Below are 17,587 nucleotides of genomic sequence, written 5' to 3' on the forward strand. Positions count from 1 at the left end.
TCCTAAGCAACAGTTTTCTGTTTATCAGTAATATAGCTAGGTAATGGGAAGATAGCGTTGATTTGACCTGTTCCTGAACTAGCGAATAAATCCGTTAGGACTTCAACTTTTTCTGCATACTTATCCCAACCTAACATGCCTAATAACATCACGGTGTCGTGCATATGGCCTTCGCCATAACAGTAATCAGCATACTCAGGTAGCATCTTACAAAACTCATTGAAACGGCCTTCACGCCATAACTTCACCACACGTTTATCCATTTGCTCATCGAATTCGCGGGTATAGTTGTTCATACCTTCTTCTGCGCGATGATCATCAATAAAACGGTGTGATAGTGAACCGCTTGCCAGTACTGCAACAGTGCCATCATATTTTTCAATCGCAGTCAGTACAGCTTCGCCAAGTTTGCGGCTGTCTTCGAAACTGTGAGAAGTACAGAATGCGGAGATAGAGATCACTTTGAAATGGCGATCACTATTCATATAACGCATTGGAACCAGTGTTGCATATTCCAAAGTTAGGCTTGGAATTTCATGTGATTGCGCGCGAACGCCTAATTTACGAGCTTCCTCGCCAATCATTCGTCCTAGCTCTGAATTACCGTCATACTCATATTCCATATCGCGAATAAAGTGAGGGAGTTCGTTACTGGTATAGATCCCTTCGAAGTGATCTGCACAGTTAATATGATAAGCACTATTAACTAGCCAGTGAGTATCAAAAACAATGATGGTATCAACGCCTAACTCGCGACAGCGACGACTAATTTCTTTGTGGCCATCGATGGCGGATTGACGGCAGCCATGATGTTTACCGGGTAATTCTGACAGGTACATGGATGGAACATGTGTGATTTTTGCCGCTAGTGCTAACTTACCCATAAGTCCTTACCTCCCCTGTGAAAGTTCGAGCTATTCCTGTCAGGAAGTCGCTCGAACTATAATAGGGCTTGATGTTAAATTAATATTAATGATTAATATTTCAATAAATTACACGCCCCAACGAGGAATATTATGATCCCCGTAGGAAATACAAACGTTCTTCATTTCAGCAAATACTTCAAAACTGTATTCACCACCTTCACGACCGACACCTGATGCTTTAACACCACCAAATGGTTGACGTAAATCACGTACGTTTTGTGTATTCACAAACACCATTCCAGCTTCAATACTGCGAGATAAGCGAAGGATCTTGCTGACATCTTGTGTCCAAATATAGGATGCTAAGCCATACTCAACATCATTAGCCATGCGTAAACCATCTTCTTCTGACTTGAATGGGATCAAGCAAGCCACTGGTCCAAAGATCTCTTCTTGAGCAACACGCATGCGGTTATCAACATCAGCTAATACTGTTGGGCGCAAGAAGTTGCCGTTTTTCAGATGTGCAGGTAGATCGGTTGGTTTGTCTGGGCCGCCCGCCAGTAATGTTGCACCTTCCTCAACACCAAGACGAATATAGCCAGAAACTTTGTTCCAATGCTGTTCGCTGATCAGTGCTCCTACTTGGGTTTTCGGATCCGTAGGATCTCCGACAATTAGGCGATTGGCGCGCTCAGCAAAGCGTTTAACAAATTCAGGGTAAATGCTTTCTTGGATAAAAATACGTGAGCCAGCAGTACAACGTTCACCGTTAATGGAGAAAATGGTAAATAGCGCTGCATCCAATGCACGCTCAATATCAGCATCTTCAAATACCAGAACAGGGGATTTACCACCAAGTTCCATTGAATATTTTTTCAGACCTGCATTTTGCATAATCATGCGGCCAGTCGCGGTGCCTCCCGTAAAGGACACTGCACGTACATCATGGTGTTTTACTAATGCATCGCCAGCGGTATTACCATAGCCTTGAACCACGTTAAGCACACCAGCAGGGATACCCGCCTCTAGCGCTAATTCACCTAAACGGTTTGCTGATAATGGTGATAGTTCTGACATTTTTAATACGGCGGTGTTACCTAACGCTAAGCAAGGTGCTGTTTTCCATGTTGCTGTCATAAATGGCACGTTCCATGGTGAAATAAGTGCACAGACACCAACAGGTTGGATCAGCGTATAGTTCATCATCTTGTCGTCAACAGGGTAGGTACGACCATTCATCTGTTGGCAAATTTCAGCGAAGAATTCAAAGTTATGGGAAGCGCGCGGGATCAACACATTTTTGGTTTGATGAATTGGTAGACCTGTATCTTGGGTCTCCATTTCAGCAATTTCAGGGACGTTTTGGTCGATCAGCTCACCAAGGCGACGCATTAACCGTGCACGCTCTTTCATTGGTGTGTTTGCCCATTTAGGGAAAGCCTCTTTTGCTGCGGCAACGGCTTGGTTGATTTCATCTTGCCCGCCTGAAGCCACTTCAGCTAGTACTTCACCAGTCGCGGGGCTGGTGGTTTGGAAGTACTCTTTGCTAGCAACGTTTTTGCCATTGATCCAATGATTAATCTTAGTCATTACACTCGCTCCTCATATTCTTTTTCGCTGACAATGTAGTTGATCAGTCTGCCAACACCTTCGACCTCAACAATGACTTCATCACCAGGTACCACATCGGAAAGCCCTTTTGGTGTTCCAGTCGCAATCATGTCGCCAGGTTGTAGGGTCATGAAATCACTGAGGTAGGCAATTAAAAACGGAATATTAAAAATGAGATCCGCGGTGGAGCCCTTTTGACGCAATTCACCGTTAACATAGGTGTAAAGTGCGAGGTTATGTGGATCTTCAATCTGATCTTTATCGATAATCCAAGGGCCGATTGGTGTTAAGGTATCGCGGCTTTTCACTCGTAAATTTGGGCGATAGTAGTTTTCTAAATAGTCGCGGATCGCATAGTCATTACAAACGGTATAGCCAGCAACATAGTCCATTGCATCAGCTTGTGAAACTTTATGTGCGGTTTTACCGATCACGACAACGAGCTCTGACTCATAGTGCATATAGTCAACATTATCAGGGCGAACAGAGACTTGGCGGTGGCCTGTTAGAGTGTTGTCTGCTTTGATAAAAATCAGAGGTTCTTCAGGTGGCTTAAAATCAAGCTCTGTAGCATGATCGGCGTAGTTTAAACCAAGGGCAAACAGTGTGCCTCTTACTGGTGGTAACCATTCAACATTCGCATCATCACCCGCAATAACTTGGCCGTTTGGTAGGGTAATTTCTTCATTATCACCGACTGTTACTGAGTACTCGTTACCTTGATAACGAATTTTGGCGTGTTTCATTATTATTGTCCTCCTGCCGCAACAACTTGATTGCTTAGGCTTGGAAAGCCCTCTGCTTGTATAACCACTTGATCACCCGGTTGGATGGTGGCGCGTTGATGAGGAGTACCGATTAGGATCACATCACCTGCTTTTAATGTTGCAAACTCACTTAATGCAGCCACTAATTCATAGGCATCACGTACTAGATCTTTGGTGGACCAACGGTCGGCTTCTTTGCCATTAATCAATGTAATGATCTCAACCGGAGAAGTTAATGTTGCTGTAGTCATCTCACCGATTGGGCAAAAGCTATCACAACATTTGGCTTTGATTGCTGGGCGGTAAAATGAGTCTTCAGGCAGACTAACTTCATTAGCTAATGCAAACCCTGCAATGTAATTTTTTGCCTCAGCTTGACTGACTTTACGTGCATCTTTACCGATGATTAAGGCAAGTGTTGCGCCACTTTTAACGGTCTCACCAGCTGGATGTAAAATATTATCGCCTGAATTAATTAGTGTATTACGCGGCTTAATAAACCACACAGGTGTTTTAGGTGGGGTTTTATAAGGGGCTTGCCCGAAAGCCTCATGCCAGTGCGTAATTTGGCTTTGATGGTTGAGGGCAACGGCAAAAACAGTGCCTTTCATTGACAACTCCTTACTCATAAATCGAAGATTTCGAATGATTGTTAATATATTAATAATGTATTAATTAGAAATTGGCAATAGACTAATGCATTTGTTAATTTTAATTGTGATCTCTTTAACATATTCATGTTTTTTGAGTGTAACCCCTTAATATTCAGTATGTTGATATTTTTGCTTATTTTTTATTGTAACTTTTCTTTAACTTTCTTGAGGGGGATTAAATTATTTACTCATTAATATTTTAGGGTTTTTCTTTGTGATTGTTATTTTACCGTGCTAACCTTGCTTTTAAGCGATGAGAATAATTGAGAGTATCGCTATCACTGAGAGTGAATTTACGACGTAAAAGCGCAATACATGAAGTGGTGCCAAGAACTTGGTACTAATTAAACATTATAGAGTGGTGGGTTTTAGACTTATGCATGAATCATTGACAATTGCATTATTACAGGCGAGAGAGACTGCAATGGGATTCTTTCGGCCTATTTTAAAGTCATACAATTTGACTGAACAGCAATGGCGTATTATTCGTGTTCTTGCGGATAAGCGCTCTATTGATTTCCATGAGTTATCGGTTCAAACCTGCATTCTTCGCCCGAGTTTGACGGGAATTTTGACTCGAATGGAACGTGAGGGGTTAATTTTTCGTTTAAAACCTCTCAATGATCAGCGCAAATTGTATGTGTCCCTGACACCTAATGGGCAGGAGCTTTATGATAAAGCACGCCAAGAAGTGGAAGAAGGATATCAAAAAATTGAACAAGCGTTTTCTCATGAAAAAATGCAACGTTTAACGGAATTACTTGATGAATTGATTGCATTAGAAAGCCCTGACTACAGTAATATCACTGATAAAAGAGAAACTGCCTAAGGTATTCCTTTTTATCAACAATAAAATGGTATTGGTTATTATAGCTAATACCATTTTACCCATGCACTCTTTTGATGGAGAGGTTTTTATCTTTTCAGATAAAAGTGTTTTATGTGGGCAAGTTATTATAGATTGACCTGTATAAACTCTTGAGCGCTGACCATTCTATACTCGTCATACTTCAAGATACAGGGTTGTTGACTGCGCTATGCTCGCCGAGTCACATAGTTTATCTATGCTCCTCATCTATCTTCGCTTGTCGCCTATCTGCATCTCGAATTATTTAGAGTATATACTCGTCATACTTCAAGATGCAGGGCTGTTGACTGCGCTACGCTCGCCGAATCATATAGTTTATCTATGCTCCCCGTCTATCTTCGCTTGTCGCCTACCTGCATCCCCATCCCGAATTATTTAGAGTATAGGTATGTGGTATTTAGGACGTAAAATATAACTTTTGAATTTTTCATCTTTAGATGACCTAATGAAATCAATTAAGCGTAACGCCAAATCTTGTTTCATATCATTTTGACTAAAGATAGGAGCAGCGTGTTCAATAAATGGTGTAATAACTTTGAGCCGCAATAATTTTTTGAAAAAATACTGCATCGTACGTGTATTCATATTCACAAGAATGTTGACGCGCTTCAGAACTAATAGTTACGTTAGCCATGCTAGTGACTAAATTAGAGAAATTATTGTTGGCAGACTCTAGGTTTCTAAAGGGATGCTTGGGTAAGGTAATTGAATTTTTGTACACTGAAAGCATAAGCTAATTCCTCAAAATAAAAGTAATTTTACTTGAAAAGGAAATGCTTTCTTTAAAAAAACGGGGCATCAGATTATTTTTGCATAAATTCTGATGCCCTAAGAGTGATTTACTTACCTAACAAATGTAAGAAGTGAATATGTTTTTCATATTGATCGAGAATATCATGAATGATTTGTTCTTTAGTCCAGCCCATAACATCATAATCTTGACCACCTTCTTTTAAGTGGATTTCTGCTCGATAGTATTTTTGCTCTTCATTTTTCTCTTCGTCACTATCATCCCCCATGCCTGCAAGTGCGAATGCGGGTTGTACATAATAGCGTAGGCGAACTTCATATAGGAAGTTCATGTCTTCACCTAAATCGACTTCAAAACCAATTCGGTCATCTTTATCATTATGGATATGGCATGTTGTACCCTGTTTAGCTAATTCTTCAGAGACCATTTCCATTGATGGATAAACGACTTCACCTAAGAAACGTTTTACCTGATTACGTTTTGGAAAATAAGCGATATTACGCAAGCGTCGTTGCCACGGAATTGGGTTACGGCTCGCGGTAGGTGCGATAGTGGCTAATTGTTGGCTATCGCGCTTGTAGGCATCAACACGCAATGCTTTGAATAACCCATAGATGGCAACAAGTAATACCATCGCGAAAGGTAGAGCACTAGCGATAGTCAATGTTTGCAAAGCCTGTAGACCACCCGCAAGTAACAGAGTAATAGCAACAACGCCCATCAGCCCGGCCCAAAAGATACGTTGCCAAACAGGGGTGTTTGAGTCTCCGCCTGATGCTAAGGTATCAACCACCATTGCGCCCGAATCCGCGGAGGTAACGAAAAAGACGATGACCATTAGCATTGCAAAAAATGACAATACAGTAGAAAACGGGAAGTAGGTTAAAAACTCAAACAGCGCGAGCGAAACATCAGACTGAACAGTTTCAGCCAATTTTACTGCGCCTTGGTTTTGGATCAGGTTAATCGCAGTATTACCAAAAAAGGTCATCCACATGAGTGTAAACCCTGCTGGTACAAACAATACCCCTGTGACAAATTCACGGATTGTACGACCACGCGAAATACGGGCAATAAACATACCGACAAAAGGAGACCATGATAGCCACCAGCCCCAATAGAGGAGGGTCCATCCACCTAACCAATCACTAGACTTAGGCTCATAGGCATACAGGTTAAAGGTTTTACTCACGATCTCGGATAAATAGCCCCCAGTGTTTTCGACAAATGACTTTAATAGCAAAACGGTTGGGCCAAGAATTAGCACTAACAACAGCAAGATAAAAGCTAAACCTAAGTTCAGTTCAGACAGAATACGAATGCCTTTATCTAACCCTGAAACTACAGAAATCGTCGCTAGACAAGTAAAGATCACGATAAGAGCAACCTGCACCATAGGGGTTACAGGTAAACCAAATAGGTGGTTCATCCCTGCGTTAACTTGCAAAACGCCGAACCCAAGTGAAGTTGCGACACCAAAAACTGTCCCTACAACGGCGAAAATATCGACAAAATGCCCGATCGGTCCGTAAATGCGTTCACCAATAATTGGATACAAAGCCGAACGCAATGTGAGTGGTAACCCATGGCGGTAGCTGAAAAATGCCAGGATCAATGCAACAATGGCATAAATAGCCCACGCATGAAGACCCCAATGGAAAAAGGTCAAGCGCATAGCTTCTTTAGCGGCTTCAACTGTCTGGGGATCACCAACCGGTGGGTTTAGGTAGTGCATCACCGGTTCTGCAACACCAAAGAACATTAAGCCTATACCCATGCCTGCTGAAAAGAGCATTGCAAACCAAGAAACATAACTAAAGTTAGGTTGTGCATGATCAGGGCCTAATTTTATTTGTCCATATCGAGAGAGTCCCAGATAAGTCACACTCAATAAAATGATAGCAACGGCTAAAATGTAAAACCAGCTAGCATTATTGAATAAATTTTGTTGAAGATGACTTAGATGAGATTCTGCTATTTCAGGCGCTAGGGCAGCGAAACCTACGATCACTAAGATAACCAAAGCGGAAGTATAAAATACAGGGGGGCTAATTTTTGAGCGAATTTTTTTTGAATCAGTATCAGTTTGACTCATAACAACCTTCTTAGATTTATTTTATTGTTTACATACCATACGGTGCATTGGGTATGCGGCGAACTGTCCTTCTTAATGAAACAATGAAAATTGCGAATGGGTTTCTAAAATAAGAAACGATAGAAAGAACATTAATAAACGAGTTCATCGAGATAGCTGAAAAGACAATTAAGAAACTGCCACTATCCACTATTTTGCTGATTATTACCCCCCCAATAGAAAAAATAGGCAGATATACTGCCATATATAGAGCTTAAATTCAAATAAGTACGGGTAACTAGCTATCGCGAGTTAATGATATACTATTATTAATCATACAATTAAGAGTGATAATTACTATGATTTAGCTGATTAAATAAAAAGTTATATAAGATGAGTGAAATGCGTAATTATGTTAATTTTGAGGAGGCAGGTAATCCTCTAAATGACCTGACTATATTTATGCTTCTTACTCTTCAAATTACCGCGCTTTGAGCTGAAGTATGGCTTATATCAGTCACTCTGTTGTCTATGCTGCTCGCGACCTACTCAGTTATCATTTTACGCTTCTCCAAATGATATGGAGCATTCACTTTTAGGGAATGAGTAAAACAGGTTATCTCAATTGGCTATCTTTACTTGCTCGGCGATTATAACCACTGAAAGTCGCATTCTTTTTATCAAGCGCACTTTGGCAAGCAATACAAAGTTGCACTCCAGGAAGTGCTTGGCGTCGTGCTACAGGGATAGCTTCACCACATTCAATACAAAATTCGGCGCTTTCTCCTGAATGAAGTTGGCTACGCGCTTTAGCAACGGCATCATCCAATGTTGCATCGATTTGTTCTTGAACGGCATTTTCATTTGCCCAACCGTTAGCCATAAAGACCTCCAATAATAGGACAGAAAAGGTTTACCTATAGAGTAAGGGCATTTACGCTAGCTTAATGGTAATACCATATAAATATGATCCATTCCGTCTTCATCGTACATTTCACCTTCGGTTTGATAACCTAAAGTTTCATAAAAAACAATTGCGGTATGCTGTGCTGATAAGCCGATCGTGTGAAATTGGTGTTTTTTTGCATATTGCTCAACGAATCTCATTAACTTACGACCTAGCCCTTTACCTCTATGTTGTTTGAGTACGGCAACACGGCCAACTTTAACTCGGCCATCTGAATGTAATATACAGCGTAATACCGCGGCGGGGGTATCTTCTAGGTATAGCACAACGTGTAAAGCGTGTTTATCGTATTCATCAATATCAATTTCAGCGGGGAAGCCTTGTTCATGAGTAAAAACTTGTTGACGTAATTCGAATGCATCATCGACGAGTTCAGGAGAAGAGTGGCCTAGGCTATATTTTATCTGCATATTGATGTCCATTTGGTGTAAAAATCATAAAGGTATCATAGCGATACCATAGAATAAACCAATACGGTTTTTGTGCTATTTGGTTACATCATGTTCAACAAAAAACAGGTCAATTGACCTGTTTTTTGTTGAAGCTATTTAACCGAAGAAGCTATTTATTTTCTGACTTAAGCTCTTCAGTTTTATTTTTGACATCAGTAGCTAGTTCATCGGCCTTATTAATGGCATCAGTCTTAATTTCTTGACTCTTTTCAGAGACTTTATCATTAGCTTCTGATAGTTTGCTTTTTGCACTCTCAGTTAATTCATCGGCTTTTTTATCGGCTGAATCCTTAAGTTCTGATGCTTTATCTGAAGCTTGTTTTTCGAGTTCATTTGCTTTTTGTTGACCCGAATCCTTTAATTGCTCTGCTTTTTCTTCAACCTGCTTCATTGTTTCATCAGTTTTTGAAGAGTCGTCACAACCCGCAGCCATAGAGATGATACCAGCAAAAATAAGGGCACCTAATATTTTCTTTTTCATAAATATATCCTTTAGCATGTTATGAGTGGGACAAGGATGCATATAGCATTTATATAAATATAACGTATATTCAACATAATTTAAAATAAGTGGGCTCCGAAAATAAGCTGTAAGAGAAGATGATAGAGAGTATGCTATTGTCATATTGGTTAAAACGTATAAAAAACAATAATAGAGCTAAAGGAAATAGGATATGAGTTATTATTATCTACTTGTGATCATTAAATTTATCATTGGTTTCGCTATTGTTCTTAGTCATATGAATCTTTCAGGGAAAACGCAGTTATCACAAATGACACCGATTGATTTCATTGGTAACTTTGTTTTAGGTGGAATAATTGGGGGGGTAATTTATAGTGACACTATTCCTTTATATCAGTATGTTATTATCTTGCTTATTGGTGTCTCATTTATTTCAGGACTAAACTATTTAACTAAAAAGTTTAATTTTATCCGCAATGTTACTATTGGTAATCCCATCCCTATTATTAATAAAGGGAAATTTATCATGGAAAACATACTTGAGAAGGGAAATAAAATTGATATTTTGAATATTTCCTCACGGATACATGCACAAGGTGTTCATTCATTTCAAGAAATTTATTATGCTCAAATTGAACCTGATGGGCAGCTCACTGTTATTTGTGATCCAACCAATATGCCCTCAGTGATTGTGATGAAGGACGGGGTGGCTAGGTTAAATGAATTACGATCTGTAGAGAAAGATGAAGAGTGGTTAAATCAACAAATGCAGGCGCAGGGGATTAATGAGCCTGATTCGGTATTTCTTGCGGAGTTTTGGCAAGGAGAAGTTAAGTTTATTTTGAAAGATGGCAAAATACAGTAGTCAGATTATTAGCATATAAAATGGGAAGCCTGATAGCTTCCCATTTTGAGTTAATACTATTTATTTAAATCATCATATAGTTTAAGTGATGATTTGTTTTCAGGATCACCAATGTAGCGTGGTTGTGGCTCAAATTCATTACTAAATAAACTTCTTTGTGGGATATAGCCTTGGTAGTTGAATCCAGCTAAATCAGACCATGAGTAAATAAAATCCATGGTGCTATAGGGTCTGCTAGTTTTATCGTTTAAATCCAATTGATGAGTTTGTAGCCATTCAGGTGATTGCCATACGAGAAATGGTACGTTATACATAACTTTAGTTGGCTTTCCTTCTGTACGGCCTAGTGTTTCATGCGGTGGTGTATCGAAAACATCCTCACCATGGTCTGAGAAGAAAACTAAAAATCCATTCTCTTTTGATGAATCAAAATCTTTTATCAAGGTTGAAACAACATAGTCGTTGTAATGCTGCGCATTATCATAAGCATTGTAGTCTTTGACTTGGTCATCATTTAGATTACTTGGTACTAGGCTATCTCTATTTTTAAAAATAGCTTGATTTTCTGGGTAACGGAACTCATAACGCATATGAGTGCCAAGTAAATGAACAACGATAAATTTTTTCTCAGCAGGATCCGCAAGTGCAGCTTTAAACGGTGCGAATACGACATCATCATAAATTCTAGAGCTTTGTGCCATATCGTTATTTAAATAATACTGTTTATCAGTTTGACGTGAAAATGCGGTTAATAGCGTATTACGCTCAGTCATGGTTTGCTGATTAGTGATCCAAAATGTTTTGAAGCCAGCTTGTTTCATCATATTCATGATTGAGGGACGTGAATTAAATAAATCAGGTTCTGTTTGCGAAGCAAATGTTAAGATTTGCTGTAATGCTTCAATCGTATAAGGCCGCGAAGTAACAACATCATTGAACACCGACAAGTTATCTGGGTAGTTTTGTTTTAATTGAACTAACTCGGGGGTTGTTGGGCGCTGATATCCATACAAGCTCATCCTGTCGCGACTTGTGGATTCACCGATCACCAGCACAAAGGTTCTTGGCGTATTGCCGTTAGAATCAACAAAATTCTCTAATGGTGGAATTTTACTGTTATCACGGATTAGTTCTTCCATATTCGCGAGTTGGTTTTTATATAGGAAATATCCACTCACAAACTGCCAAGGCGCTGCATAAGCCAATTTACTATTAATATATGATATGACATTGGCCATTGGTCTGTCTTGCTTAATACCCTTATTATAATAAGGTGCGCCAAATAATATTGCTAAAACGAGTAATGATACTAGCATGCGGGCAGGAACTGGCATGTTAACGGGTTTTAGGCGCGTCCATAAGAAAATAGCAATTAGGGTATAAATGAGAATCACTGCAACTACCTTAACGCTAAGATACTGCTGTAAAAATTCTCCTGCCTCATTGGTATTGGTTTCAAACATGACAAACATAACGCTCTGTGAAATTTGATGGCCATAAACCACAAAATAAGCAAGCGCGATAACAGATGAAAGCCAAAGAATAATACCAATAATACCTGCAACCAATCTAATCCGTTGGGGGAAGAATAAGGCCGGTACTAACCAAAGTGTACTGTACAATAATGAATCTCTAAGCCCAATAGTATTGCTTTGCCCCGTCACAACTACGTAGATTTGCAATAGCGAGGAAAAATACCAGAAGTAGATGAGAAGCCAAAATAAGGCTGACCAGCTAAATCTTTTTGCTTGTGTAGAATTAACCATAATTTATTAAACTCTTATTCTTAAGTTAAGTTAGGTAATAAGAAAAAATGCAGAAAATCGATTTTTAGATATGAGTTTAATAGTTAAGTTCAATAAAATGATTAGCTAGTTATTGATTTTTAAATTGATTGATATTTGGTTTAAGTTAATGGTTTTTCATCATTTTATGATGGGTTATGGCGATGGCGTGCTTACCATCAAGATGTACTAAATCATTTTCGTTGATGTCTGTGTTACATGCCGTAAGCCAAATTGAAAGGAATGCGTATTGGCAGCTAACATCATTGCGTAACATGTGATATATAGAGGGTTCCATGTATTCCTATCTGATCACAGGGTGAGGGTAAAATGTCAGATAACGTATTTATTGTTTTTCTGAAATCATCCCTATTTATTCGACTTGTCCTTTCAATACTTATCATCGTTGACGGTTATATGATTATTACCCCTGTTTTTGGGGCTTATACCGATTATATTGATTGGCGTGCAAATGGCTTTAGTGAGTGGCTTAAATCTCTTGGATTTATGAAACTACTTGATATTCCAAGATTTCTTCTTGGTATTTCATTGATTTTTTTATCGTTATTTATGCTTAATGGTGCGCGTATCGCATGGGTGTTTTCGTTATTTCTATTGGCAATTATTTCATTTGTGGATTTAAAAATCGCGACAGAAAACATTCATCAAGGCTATTTTTCTTTAGGTTTATTTAGTGCATTAAGTGTGTTTTGGAGACGATATCATCATCATAGTTTAACCAGTGCTGGCTTTGTGGCAGTCACCTGTATCATTGCTTTGTTGCTCTATTCTATTTTTGGCACACTTTATATTGGTAATGAATTTTTACCTGTTGTAAAAGATGGAACAACAGCTTTCTATTTTGCTTTAGTTTGTATGACAACAGTTGGTTTTGGCGATATTGTTCCTGTGTCAACAGATGCTAGAGTGTTTACTGTTACAGTGATCATTCTTGGAATTACTATATTTACAACATCAGTGGTTTATGTTGTTGGATTATTAGCTAAAGGGACAAAGGAAATTGTTCGTAAGAGGTTTTCTTATATGAAGAATCATTATGTTGTTATTGGTAGTACACCAACGGCAGTCAGTGTATATCAAGGGTTAAAAAATCGAGATCTTCCTGTCGCTGTGATTTGTCAAGAGAGCCATCGGACACATTATCCAGAGAAAGATAATATAGTAACGGGTGATCCCACAAGTACAGCACTATTAGCTGAAGCGAATGTTAAGCAAGCGCAATATGTATTAATTATGACGGATAGTGATGCGTTAAGTACGTTCGTATTATTAGGTGTTAAACAATTAGTTAATGCAAATAAAGATGTAAAAACGATCGTTCTCGTTAACCAAGAAAGTAATATGGATAAAATTCGCCTACTAGAACCTGATATGTTGTTTTCACTTTCTTCGCTCGGTGGTGAGGTTTTGATGAGGGTACTTTGTGGTGAAACAATATCGAATGCTAGTATGAGTGATATTCTGTTAAATAAAATGGTGAAAAATTAATAGAATGAAAGCGCTATACCATTATCAAGTAAATTAGTTATCAGCGCCAAAGGAGGCTGCTTTTAAGCAGCTTAATTTTACAGTTCTTCCTAAGAAAATTTTATAGGGAAGGAAATAATGGTACAAGTGAAACGATATTATTACATGTGATGTTTGAGTTCATAACAGTAGGTAAGGGTAATGTTATGTTGTAGTAGTCATCTATTTATTATTTTACACGTGGATATTATTCAGCATTGATTGTATTTAGGGAATAACTTTGCAGTGAATTTATGACTATTGCAATCGTAGCTAATTTAAATATTAATATAGATAATCGATAATGTGAATAAAAATTGTTATCTGTAACATATAAAGCAAGGTGAAATTATTGTTAAATAAAAGCTGAATAAATGTAATGTATAAAGTAATATTTTAACAATTTTAATATAACTAGTTGTAATGTAAGGTATTTTAATGGTGATGAAAGTGATTTGAATATATTGATTAGCGTCTTAAGTAACTAACAGTAAAACTATCAGCTTTATTTCTTTAGTTGTTTCAAATTATTTTGAAATTATAATTTTAAATATTTATGTAAGTATTTTTTGTTTTTTGAGAATGGAAATTTAAAGTTTATAGTTTTCTATAAGATAATAATGCTAATTGTAAGTTAAGTTTTATATTTTTTATACATTGACATAATTTAAATTAACCGCTTAATTTTTTTTTTTGTATAATTAAATTAAGAATAGAACAGCAATCACATAAGGTGGTATCGATGGATAATTTAGATTTGAACAGCATGGTTTCACTATACTTTAAAAATCTTAGAAAAAAGCAACGAATAAAAGGTTATGAGTTTAGCCAAAAAATTAGGCCTTAGTCAGCAGCAACTATCTCGCTATGAGACAGGAAAAGTTAACTTCAATATCACGTTAATCAATCAGTTAATGATAGAGTTAGAGGGTAATTGGGCTGATTTTATAAATAAAACTGTTAACGTTAACAATCAATTGAAGCTTGAGCAATCTATAGAAAATGAAGATATTTATTTGAAAATACTCAGTAAAAATTCAAAAAACGCTTGGGCATAACTAACTGTAAACACAAAGAATTAGGTTATTCGGTTGCATATGTTGAGTATCGGTTCACGTGGAAGGCTATTGGTTATATGGTTTCGGATAGTGATTTTTATCTAACGGTAGTGATAGAATGCAATAGCTTTATATGATGCAGTTATGTTAAGAAAGACGAACGCAAATTAGTTTATATCAGTAGTTATCAGCTCATTCATGAGAATTTTAAAGATTAAGGCAATTTATATGATTGTTTAACCTGAATATAGGATATGAATGAGCTGAAATTGATTATCTAAAAATATCCATGATGATTTTTAGCCATGTTGAGATATTTGTTGACTGTTTACACGGCGGCATATCGAGCTGTTTTGAATAGAAAACAGCTTAGTATACATATTACAAACCATTAAGATAAATCTTAAAAAAGACAGCTTCAATGTAAAAAACGCGTATTATGAGTAATTTGAACCGAAAATCATTTTTTGATAGAGTGTTTTTTGATCAAAATAGGCGAGATATGAGTATTTTTTCTGTGTGAATATTTTAAAATGTATCTAAATGTAAATAATCGAACTCTAATTTTGTATTGGTTTTTTGTATTCCATTGTTATATTTAGTATTTTATTTTTAATTCTTAATGAAATGTAAAAAAGCCTTGTTTTAATAGTTTTCTACTTTTTGTTTGTGGATTTTGATTCTCTAAATCAATTATACAAAGATAGTTGTTGGTTTTACTATCTTCCTAACAAATATTTGCGCATAACTTTAACTGTATTTATTAATGCATACTTATTTTTATATAAGGCTGGGATTTATGGATTATCTTGCAGATGAAATAAACAAAAAAATAGGGCTATATATAAGAAAAATAAGGAAAGAAAACAGTCTATCAGGATGTCAGCTAGCGATGATGTTAAATGTCAGTCAACAGCAAGTGTCTCGTTATGAAACAGGGCAAACAAAACTCACTTTTGAAATAGTCGATAATATTTTAACTATTTTGCACAAATCATGGCGAGATTTATTTAATACTGTCATGGATGAGCATGATAATAAAAGAATTAATGAGGCTATCAATAAAGATAGGACATATTATCAAATAGTTAGTAATACCTCGAATAAGTTGTGGAACTAGCTTGATTTTATTAAGATTTAATCTGGTATACTAGGTAATAAAAATTCACATAAAGAAAATAAATTTTGGTTGGTATTACTTATTAATGAAATAGGTAATATCAATCATGAATTATCATTTTAGTATGGATGTTTGTCTTATTTAAAGAACATCGGATTTATTCGATGGTCATGGTTTTTATTTTTTATAATTTTTTTTGATTACATTTAATAAAGGATCCTGATAACAGTATTCTTTGTACTATGTATTTAATTTTGTCACAGATATAAATAGAGAGAATAATATGTTCAATAAAAAATTGCCGTCAGTATTACTGTCCACTATTATTGCCGCATCTTTTGCTACAGTTGCACATGCAGAGACACGTACTGCTCAAGCAACAGCAACATGGCAAGCAACTGCGATCAAAGATACAACTAGCATGCTAGTTGTTACTCCATTAAAAAGCTTAACCTTTAATTATGCAGAAGGACAAAAAAGCTTTAACCAGCAAAATGGTGCGTTTGATATTGCTATTCAAGGGCAAGCCGGTGCAACAGATTTTAAATTAGCATCAAAAATTATTGCCAATACATTAGCAAGAACAACTGATGATTCTAAATTAACAGTTGGTGTTAAATGGAACGGTGCGGATTTAAGTAAAACAACAGATACCGTTTTAATCGATACCTCTAAAAATTTGACATCGGGCTTAGATAATTTAGCGGCTAATGGTGTTTATAATGGCTCAGAGCGTGCAACTGACCGCGGTGAATTTACATTTGTTATCGCTGGTGCAGAAACGGGAGGAGCAGCAACTGATTTTAAATCACTGACTGATGGTACTTGGGATGGTGATGTAAAGGTTCAGTTTACTGCGACTTGGGATGGTGATTTTACTCCGGCTCCAAATCCAGAGTCAGGTTCTGACGCATAGTATCCAATTGATTAAATATTCAAGTACAGCAAACATAGCTCACAAAATATTAATTGTTAGTTAAGTTAATGCTGTAATTTAATGTATGACGTTTAATATCGCGATAAAGATAGTATAAGGAAATAGTATCTTTATCGTCATTATTTTTAAGTTTTATTATGATGAGAAAAATAACTTTAGTCACTATTTTAATGTTATTACCATTTAAAAGTAGTTTTGCCATCAATGTTGGTAATATTACTGAAATTATTGATGCTAATAATAGTACCTTAGCTAAAGAAGTAGAGAATACTGTTGCTACGGCAAGATTGGTTAATTTAAGTATTGAGAAAATAGATTCACCATTAGATAACGGAAAGGTTTTACCAATCAGTGATCCTAATGAAATATTATCAACACCTGCAAATTTAATTTTACCAGGTAATGCAAGAGATATATTTAAGATTATTTATCAAGGGCCTAAAGATGATAAAGAGCGATACTATCGATTAAATTGGAAAGATGATCCGATAGGTGAAAGTGGAGCAACCAAAAGTGCAAAATCAGCATCAGCTACAACATCTGCAACTATTAGCACTATATTGGTTGTCGCACCAAGAATCGAACGGTTCGATTATAAATATGAAAATTCACAAGTTTCTAATTTAGGAAATAGTTCTTTCAGAGTTGTTGCTTCTGGTCCATGTTTGGCTTCAAAGAAAGAAAGTGGCGTAGATGGTATTTGCCGAGAGCGTTATTACCTTATGCCTCATTTAGCAGTGAAATTACAGCTTGTCGATCTCACAAATAAAAAATCTAGCGTAGGTATTTGGCACAAAGGAGAGTTCATTGTTGTCAAATAA

18 protein-coding genes are annotated in these 17,587 nt (G+C 36.9%); 7 read left to right on the top strand and 11 right to left on the bottom strand.

The features are described from left to right. Nucleotides 1-2: 2 nt before the first annotated feature. From hpaD to JI723_RS04380, 4 genes are all read right to left on the bottom strand, one after another. Nucleotides 3-884, bottom strand: coding sequence for a 3,4-dihydroxyphenylacetate 2,3-dioxygenase (hpaD, locus tag JI723_RS04365; protein WP_070926642.1), 882 nt, complete (start codon nucleotides 882-884; stop codon nucleotides 3-5). A gap of 108 nt (nucleotides 885-992) precedes the next feature. After that, entirely contained in the window at nucleotides 993-2,459 is a 1,467-nt protein-coding gene (gene hpaE / locus JI723_RS04370) for a 5-carboxymethyl-2-hydroxymuconate semialdehyde dehydrogenase (RefSeq protein ID WP_070926640.1), read from the bottom strand. Further along, entirely contained in the window at nucleotides 2,459-3,226 is a 768-nt protein-coding gene (locus tag JI723_RS04375; protein WP_272580343.1) for a fumarylacetoacetate hydrolase family protein, read from the bottom strand. Before JI723_RS04375 ends, hpaE begins: the two co-directional genes overlap by 1 nt. 2 nt (nucleotides 3,227-3,228) lie before the next feature. Next, nucleotides 3,229-3,858 (bottom strand): fumarylacetoacetate hydrolase family protein, encoded by a 630-nt coding sequence (locus tag JI723_RS04380; protein WP_070926636.1) that lies wholly within the window; start codon nucleotides 3,856-3,858, stop codon nucleotides 3,229-3,231. 418 nt (nucleotides 3,859-4,276) lie between these two features. Between JI723_RS04380 and hpaR the strand changes: the two genes are divergently transcribed. Continuing rightward, complete coding sequence (gene hpaR, locus JI723_RS04385) at nucleotides 4,277-4,729, top strand: homoprotocatechuate degradation operon regulator HpaR (RefSeq protein WP_070926634.1); 453 nt, start codon at nucleotides 4,277-4,279, stop codon at nucleotides 4,727-4,729. A gap of 414 nt (nucleotides 4,730-5,143) precedes the next feature. Here hpaR and JI723_RS19875 read toward each other — a convergent pair whose 3' ends face one another. The 5 genes from JI723_RS19875 to JI723_RS04405 form a co-directional block, all read right to left on the bottom strand. Beyond that, nucleotides 5,144-5,353, bottom strand: a complete 210-nt coding sequence (locus JI723_RS19875) for a T3SS effector OspC family protein (RefSeq protein WP_369113499.1) — start codon at nucleotides 5,351-5,353, stop codon at nucleotides 5,144-5,146. 254 nt (nucleotides 5,354-5,607) lie between these two features. Beyond that, nucleotides 5,608-7,614: a BCCT family transporter gene (locus JI723_RS04390; protein ID WP_140182179.1), complete on the bottom strand. Its 2,007-nt coding sequence runs from the start codon at nucleotides 7,612-7,614 to the stop codon at nucleotides 5,608-5,610. Nucleotides 7,615-8,209: 595 nt separating this feature from the next. Next, nucleotides 8,210-8,476 carry a DksA/TraR family C4-type zinc finger protein gene (locus JI723_RS04395; protein WP_070926627.1) on the bottom strand — a complete coding sequence of 89 codons (267 nt, stop codon included), beginning with the start codon at nucleotides 8,474-8,476 and terminating at the stop codon, nucleotides 8,210-8,212. Between the two features lie 56 nt (nucleotides 8,477-8,532). Beyond that, the gene (locus JI723_RS04400) at nucleotides 8,533-8,970 is read right to left on the bottom strand and encodes a GNAT family N-acetyltransferase (RefSeq protein ID WP_272580341.1); all 438 of its coding nucleotides are present in this window, start codon (nucleotides 8,968-8,970) and stop codon (nucleotides 8,533-8,535) included. Between the two features lie 151 nt (nucleotides 8,971-9,121). Further along, nucleotides 9,122-9,493, bottom strand: a complete 372-nt coding sequence (locus tag JI723_RS04405; protein ID WP_272580340.1) for a hypothetical protein — start codon at nucleotides 9,491-9,493, stop codon at nucleotides 9,122-9,124. 193 nt (nucleotides 9,494-9,686) lie between these two features. Between JI723_RS04405 and JI723_RS04410 the strand changes: the two genes are divergently transcribed. Then, entirely contained in the window at nucleotides 9,687-10,340 is a 654-nt protein-coding gene (locus tag JI723_RS04410) for a DUF421 domain-containing protein (RefSeq protein WP_070926621.1), read from the top strand. Between the two features lie 56 nt (nucleotides 10,341-10,396). Here JI723_RS04410 and cptA read toward each other — a convergent pair whose 3' ends face one another. Both cptA and JI723_RS04420 read right to left on the bottom strand, forming a co-directional pair. After that, nucleotides 10,397-12,106: a phosphoethanolamine transferase CptA gene (gene cptA / locus JI723_RS04415; protein ID WP_272580339.1), complete on the bottom strand. Its 1,710-nt coding sequence runs from the start codon at nucleotides 12,104-12,106 to the stop codon at nucleotides 10,397-10,399. A gap of 145 nt (nucleotides 12,107-12,251) precedes the next feature. Then, nucleotides 12,252-12,422, bottom strand: a complete 171-nt coding sequence (locus JI723_RS04420; RefSeq protein WP_175442502.1) for a hypothetical protein — start codon at nucleotides 12,420-12,422, stop codon at nucleotides 12,252-12,254. Between the two features lie 32 nt (nucleotides 12,423-12,454). On the opposite strand from JI723_RS04420, the gene JI723_RS04425 reads away from it, so the two are divergent. The 5 genes from JI723_RS04425 to JI723_RS04445 all read left to right on the top strand — a co-directional run bounded on the left by JI723_RS04425 (nucleotide 12,455) and on the right by JI723_RS04445 (nucleotide 17,587). Then, the gene (locus JI723_RS04425; RefSeq protein ID WP_272580338.1) at nucleotides 12,455-13,633 is read left to right on the top strand and encodes an ion channel; all 1,179 of its coding nucleotides are present in this window, start codon (nucleotides 12,455-12,457) and stop codon (nucleotides 13,631-13,633) included. Nucleotides 13,634-14,469: 836 nt separating this feature from the next. Then, nucleotides 14,470-14,709, top strand: coding sequence for a helix-turn-helix domain-containing protein (locus JI723_RS04430; RefSeq protein ID WP_337979802.1), 240 nt, complete (start codon nucleotides 14,470-14,472; stop codon nucleotides 14,707-14,709). Between the two features lie 799 nt (nucleotides 14,710-15,508). Then, the gene (locus tag JI723_RS04435; RefSeq protein ID WP_272580337.1) at nucleotides 15,509-15,829 is read left to right on the top strand and encodes a helix-turn-helix domain-containing protein; all 321 of its coding nucleotides are present in this window, start codon (nucleotides 15,509-15,511) and stop codon (nucleotides 15,827-15,829) included. 283 nt (nucleotides 15,830-16,112) lie between these two features. After that, nucleotides 16,113-16,745, top strand: a complete 633-nt coding sequence (ecpA, locus tag JI723_RS04440) for a common pilus major fimbrillin subunit EcpA (protein ID WP_272580336.1) — start codon at nucleotides 16,113-16,115, stop codon at nucleotides 16,743-16,745. A 161-nt stretch (nucleotides 16,746-16,906) separates the two neighbouring features. Next, complete coding sequence (locus JI723_RS04445) at nucleotides 16,907-17,587, top strand: EcpB family pilus assembly chaperone (RefSeq protein WP_140187635.1); 681 nt, start codon at nucleotides 16,907-16,909, stop codon at nucleotides 17,585-17,587.

The sequence above is a fragment of the Providencia manganoxydans genome, from assembly GCF_016618195.1.
Taxonomy (GTDB): domain Bacteria; phylum Pseudomonadota; class Gammaproteobacteria; order Enterobacterales; family Enterobacteriaceae; genus Providencia; species Providencia manganoxydans.

Excerpts from the sequence above, each read along its gene's own strand:
- hpaD (WP_070926642.1), bottom strand. The coding sequence starts at position 884 with ATGGGTAAGTTAGCACTAGCGGCAAAAATCACACATGTTCCATCCATG.
- hpaE (WP_070926640.1), bottom strand. The coding sequence starts at position 2,459 with ATGACTAAGATTAATCATTGGATCAATGGCAAAAACGTTGCTAGCAAA.
- JI723_RS04375 (WP_272580343.1), bottom strand. The coding sequence starts at position 3,226 with ATGAAACACGCCAAAATTCGTTATCAAGGTAACGAGTACTCAGTAACA.
- JI723_RS04380 (WP_070926636.1), bottom strand. The coding sequence starts at position 3,858 with ATGAAAGGCACTGTTTTTGCCGTTGCCCTCAACCATCAAAGCCAAATT.
- hpaR (WP_070926634.1), top strand. The coding sequence starts at position 4,277 with ATGCATGAATCATTGACAATTGCATTATTACAGGCGAGAGAGACTGCA.
- JI723_RS19875 (WP_369113499.1), bottom strand. The coding sequence starts at position 5,353 with ATGAATACACGTACGATGCAGTATTTTTTCAAAAAATTATTGCGGCTC.
- JI723_RS04390 (WP_140182179.1), bottom strand. The coding sequence starts at position 7,614 with ATGAGTCAAACTGATACTGATTCAAAAAAAATTCGCTCAAAAATTAGC.
- JI723_RS04395 (WP_070926627.1), bottom strand. The coding sequence starts at position 8,476 with ATGGCTAACGGTTGGGCAAATGAAAATGCCGTTCAAGAACAAATCGAT.
- JI723_RS04400 (WP_272580341.1), bottom strand. The coding sequence starts at position 8,970 with ATGCAGATAAAATATAGCCTAGGCCACTCTTCTCCTGAACTCGTCGAT.
- JI723_RS04405 (WP_272580340.1), bottom strand. The coding sequence starts at position 9,493 with ATGAAAAAGAAAATATTAGGTGCCCTTATTTTTGCTGGTATCATCTCT.
- JI723_RS04410 (WP_070926621.1), top strand. The coding sequence starts at position 9,687 with ATGAGTTATTATTATCTACTTGTGATCATTAAATTTATCATTGGTTTC.
- cptA (WP_272580339.1), bottom strand. The coding sequence starts at position 12,106 with ATGGTTAATTCTACACAAGCAAAAAGATTTAGCTGGTCAGCCTTATTT.
- JI723_RS04420 (WP_175442502.1), bottom strand. The coding sequence starts at position 12,422 with ATGGAACCCTCTATATATCACATGTTACGCAATGATGTTAGCTGCCAA.
- JI723_RS04425 (WP_272580338.1), top strand. The coding sequence starts at position 12,455 with ATGTCAGATAACGTATTTATTGTTTTTCTGAAATCATCCCTATTTATT.
- JI723_RS04430 (WP_337979802.1), top strand. The coding sequence starts at position 14,470 with ATGAGTTTAGCCAAAAAATTAGGCCTTAGTCAGCAGCAACTATCTCGC.
- JI723_RS04435 (WP_272580337.1), top strand. The coding sequence starts at position 15,509 with ATGGATTATCTTGCAGATGAAATAAACAAAAAAATAGGGCTATATATA.
- ecpA (WP_272580336.1), top strand. The coding sequence starts at position 16,113 with ATGTTCAATAAAAAATTGCCGTCAGTATTACTGTCCACTATTATTGCC.
- JI723_RS04445 (WP_140187635.1), top strand. The coding sequence starts at position 16,907 with ATGAGAAAAATAACTTTAGTCACTATTTTAATGTTATTACCATTTAAA.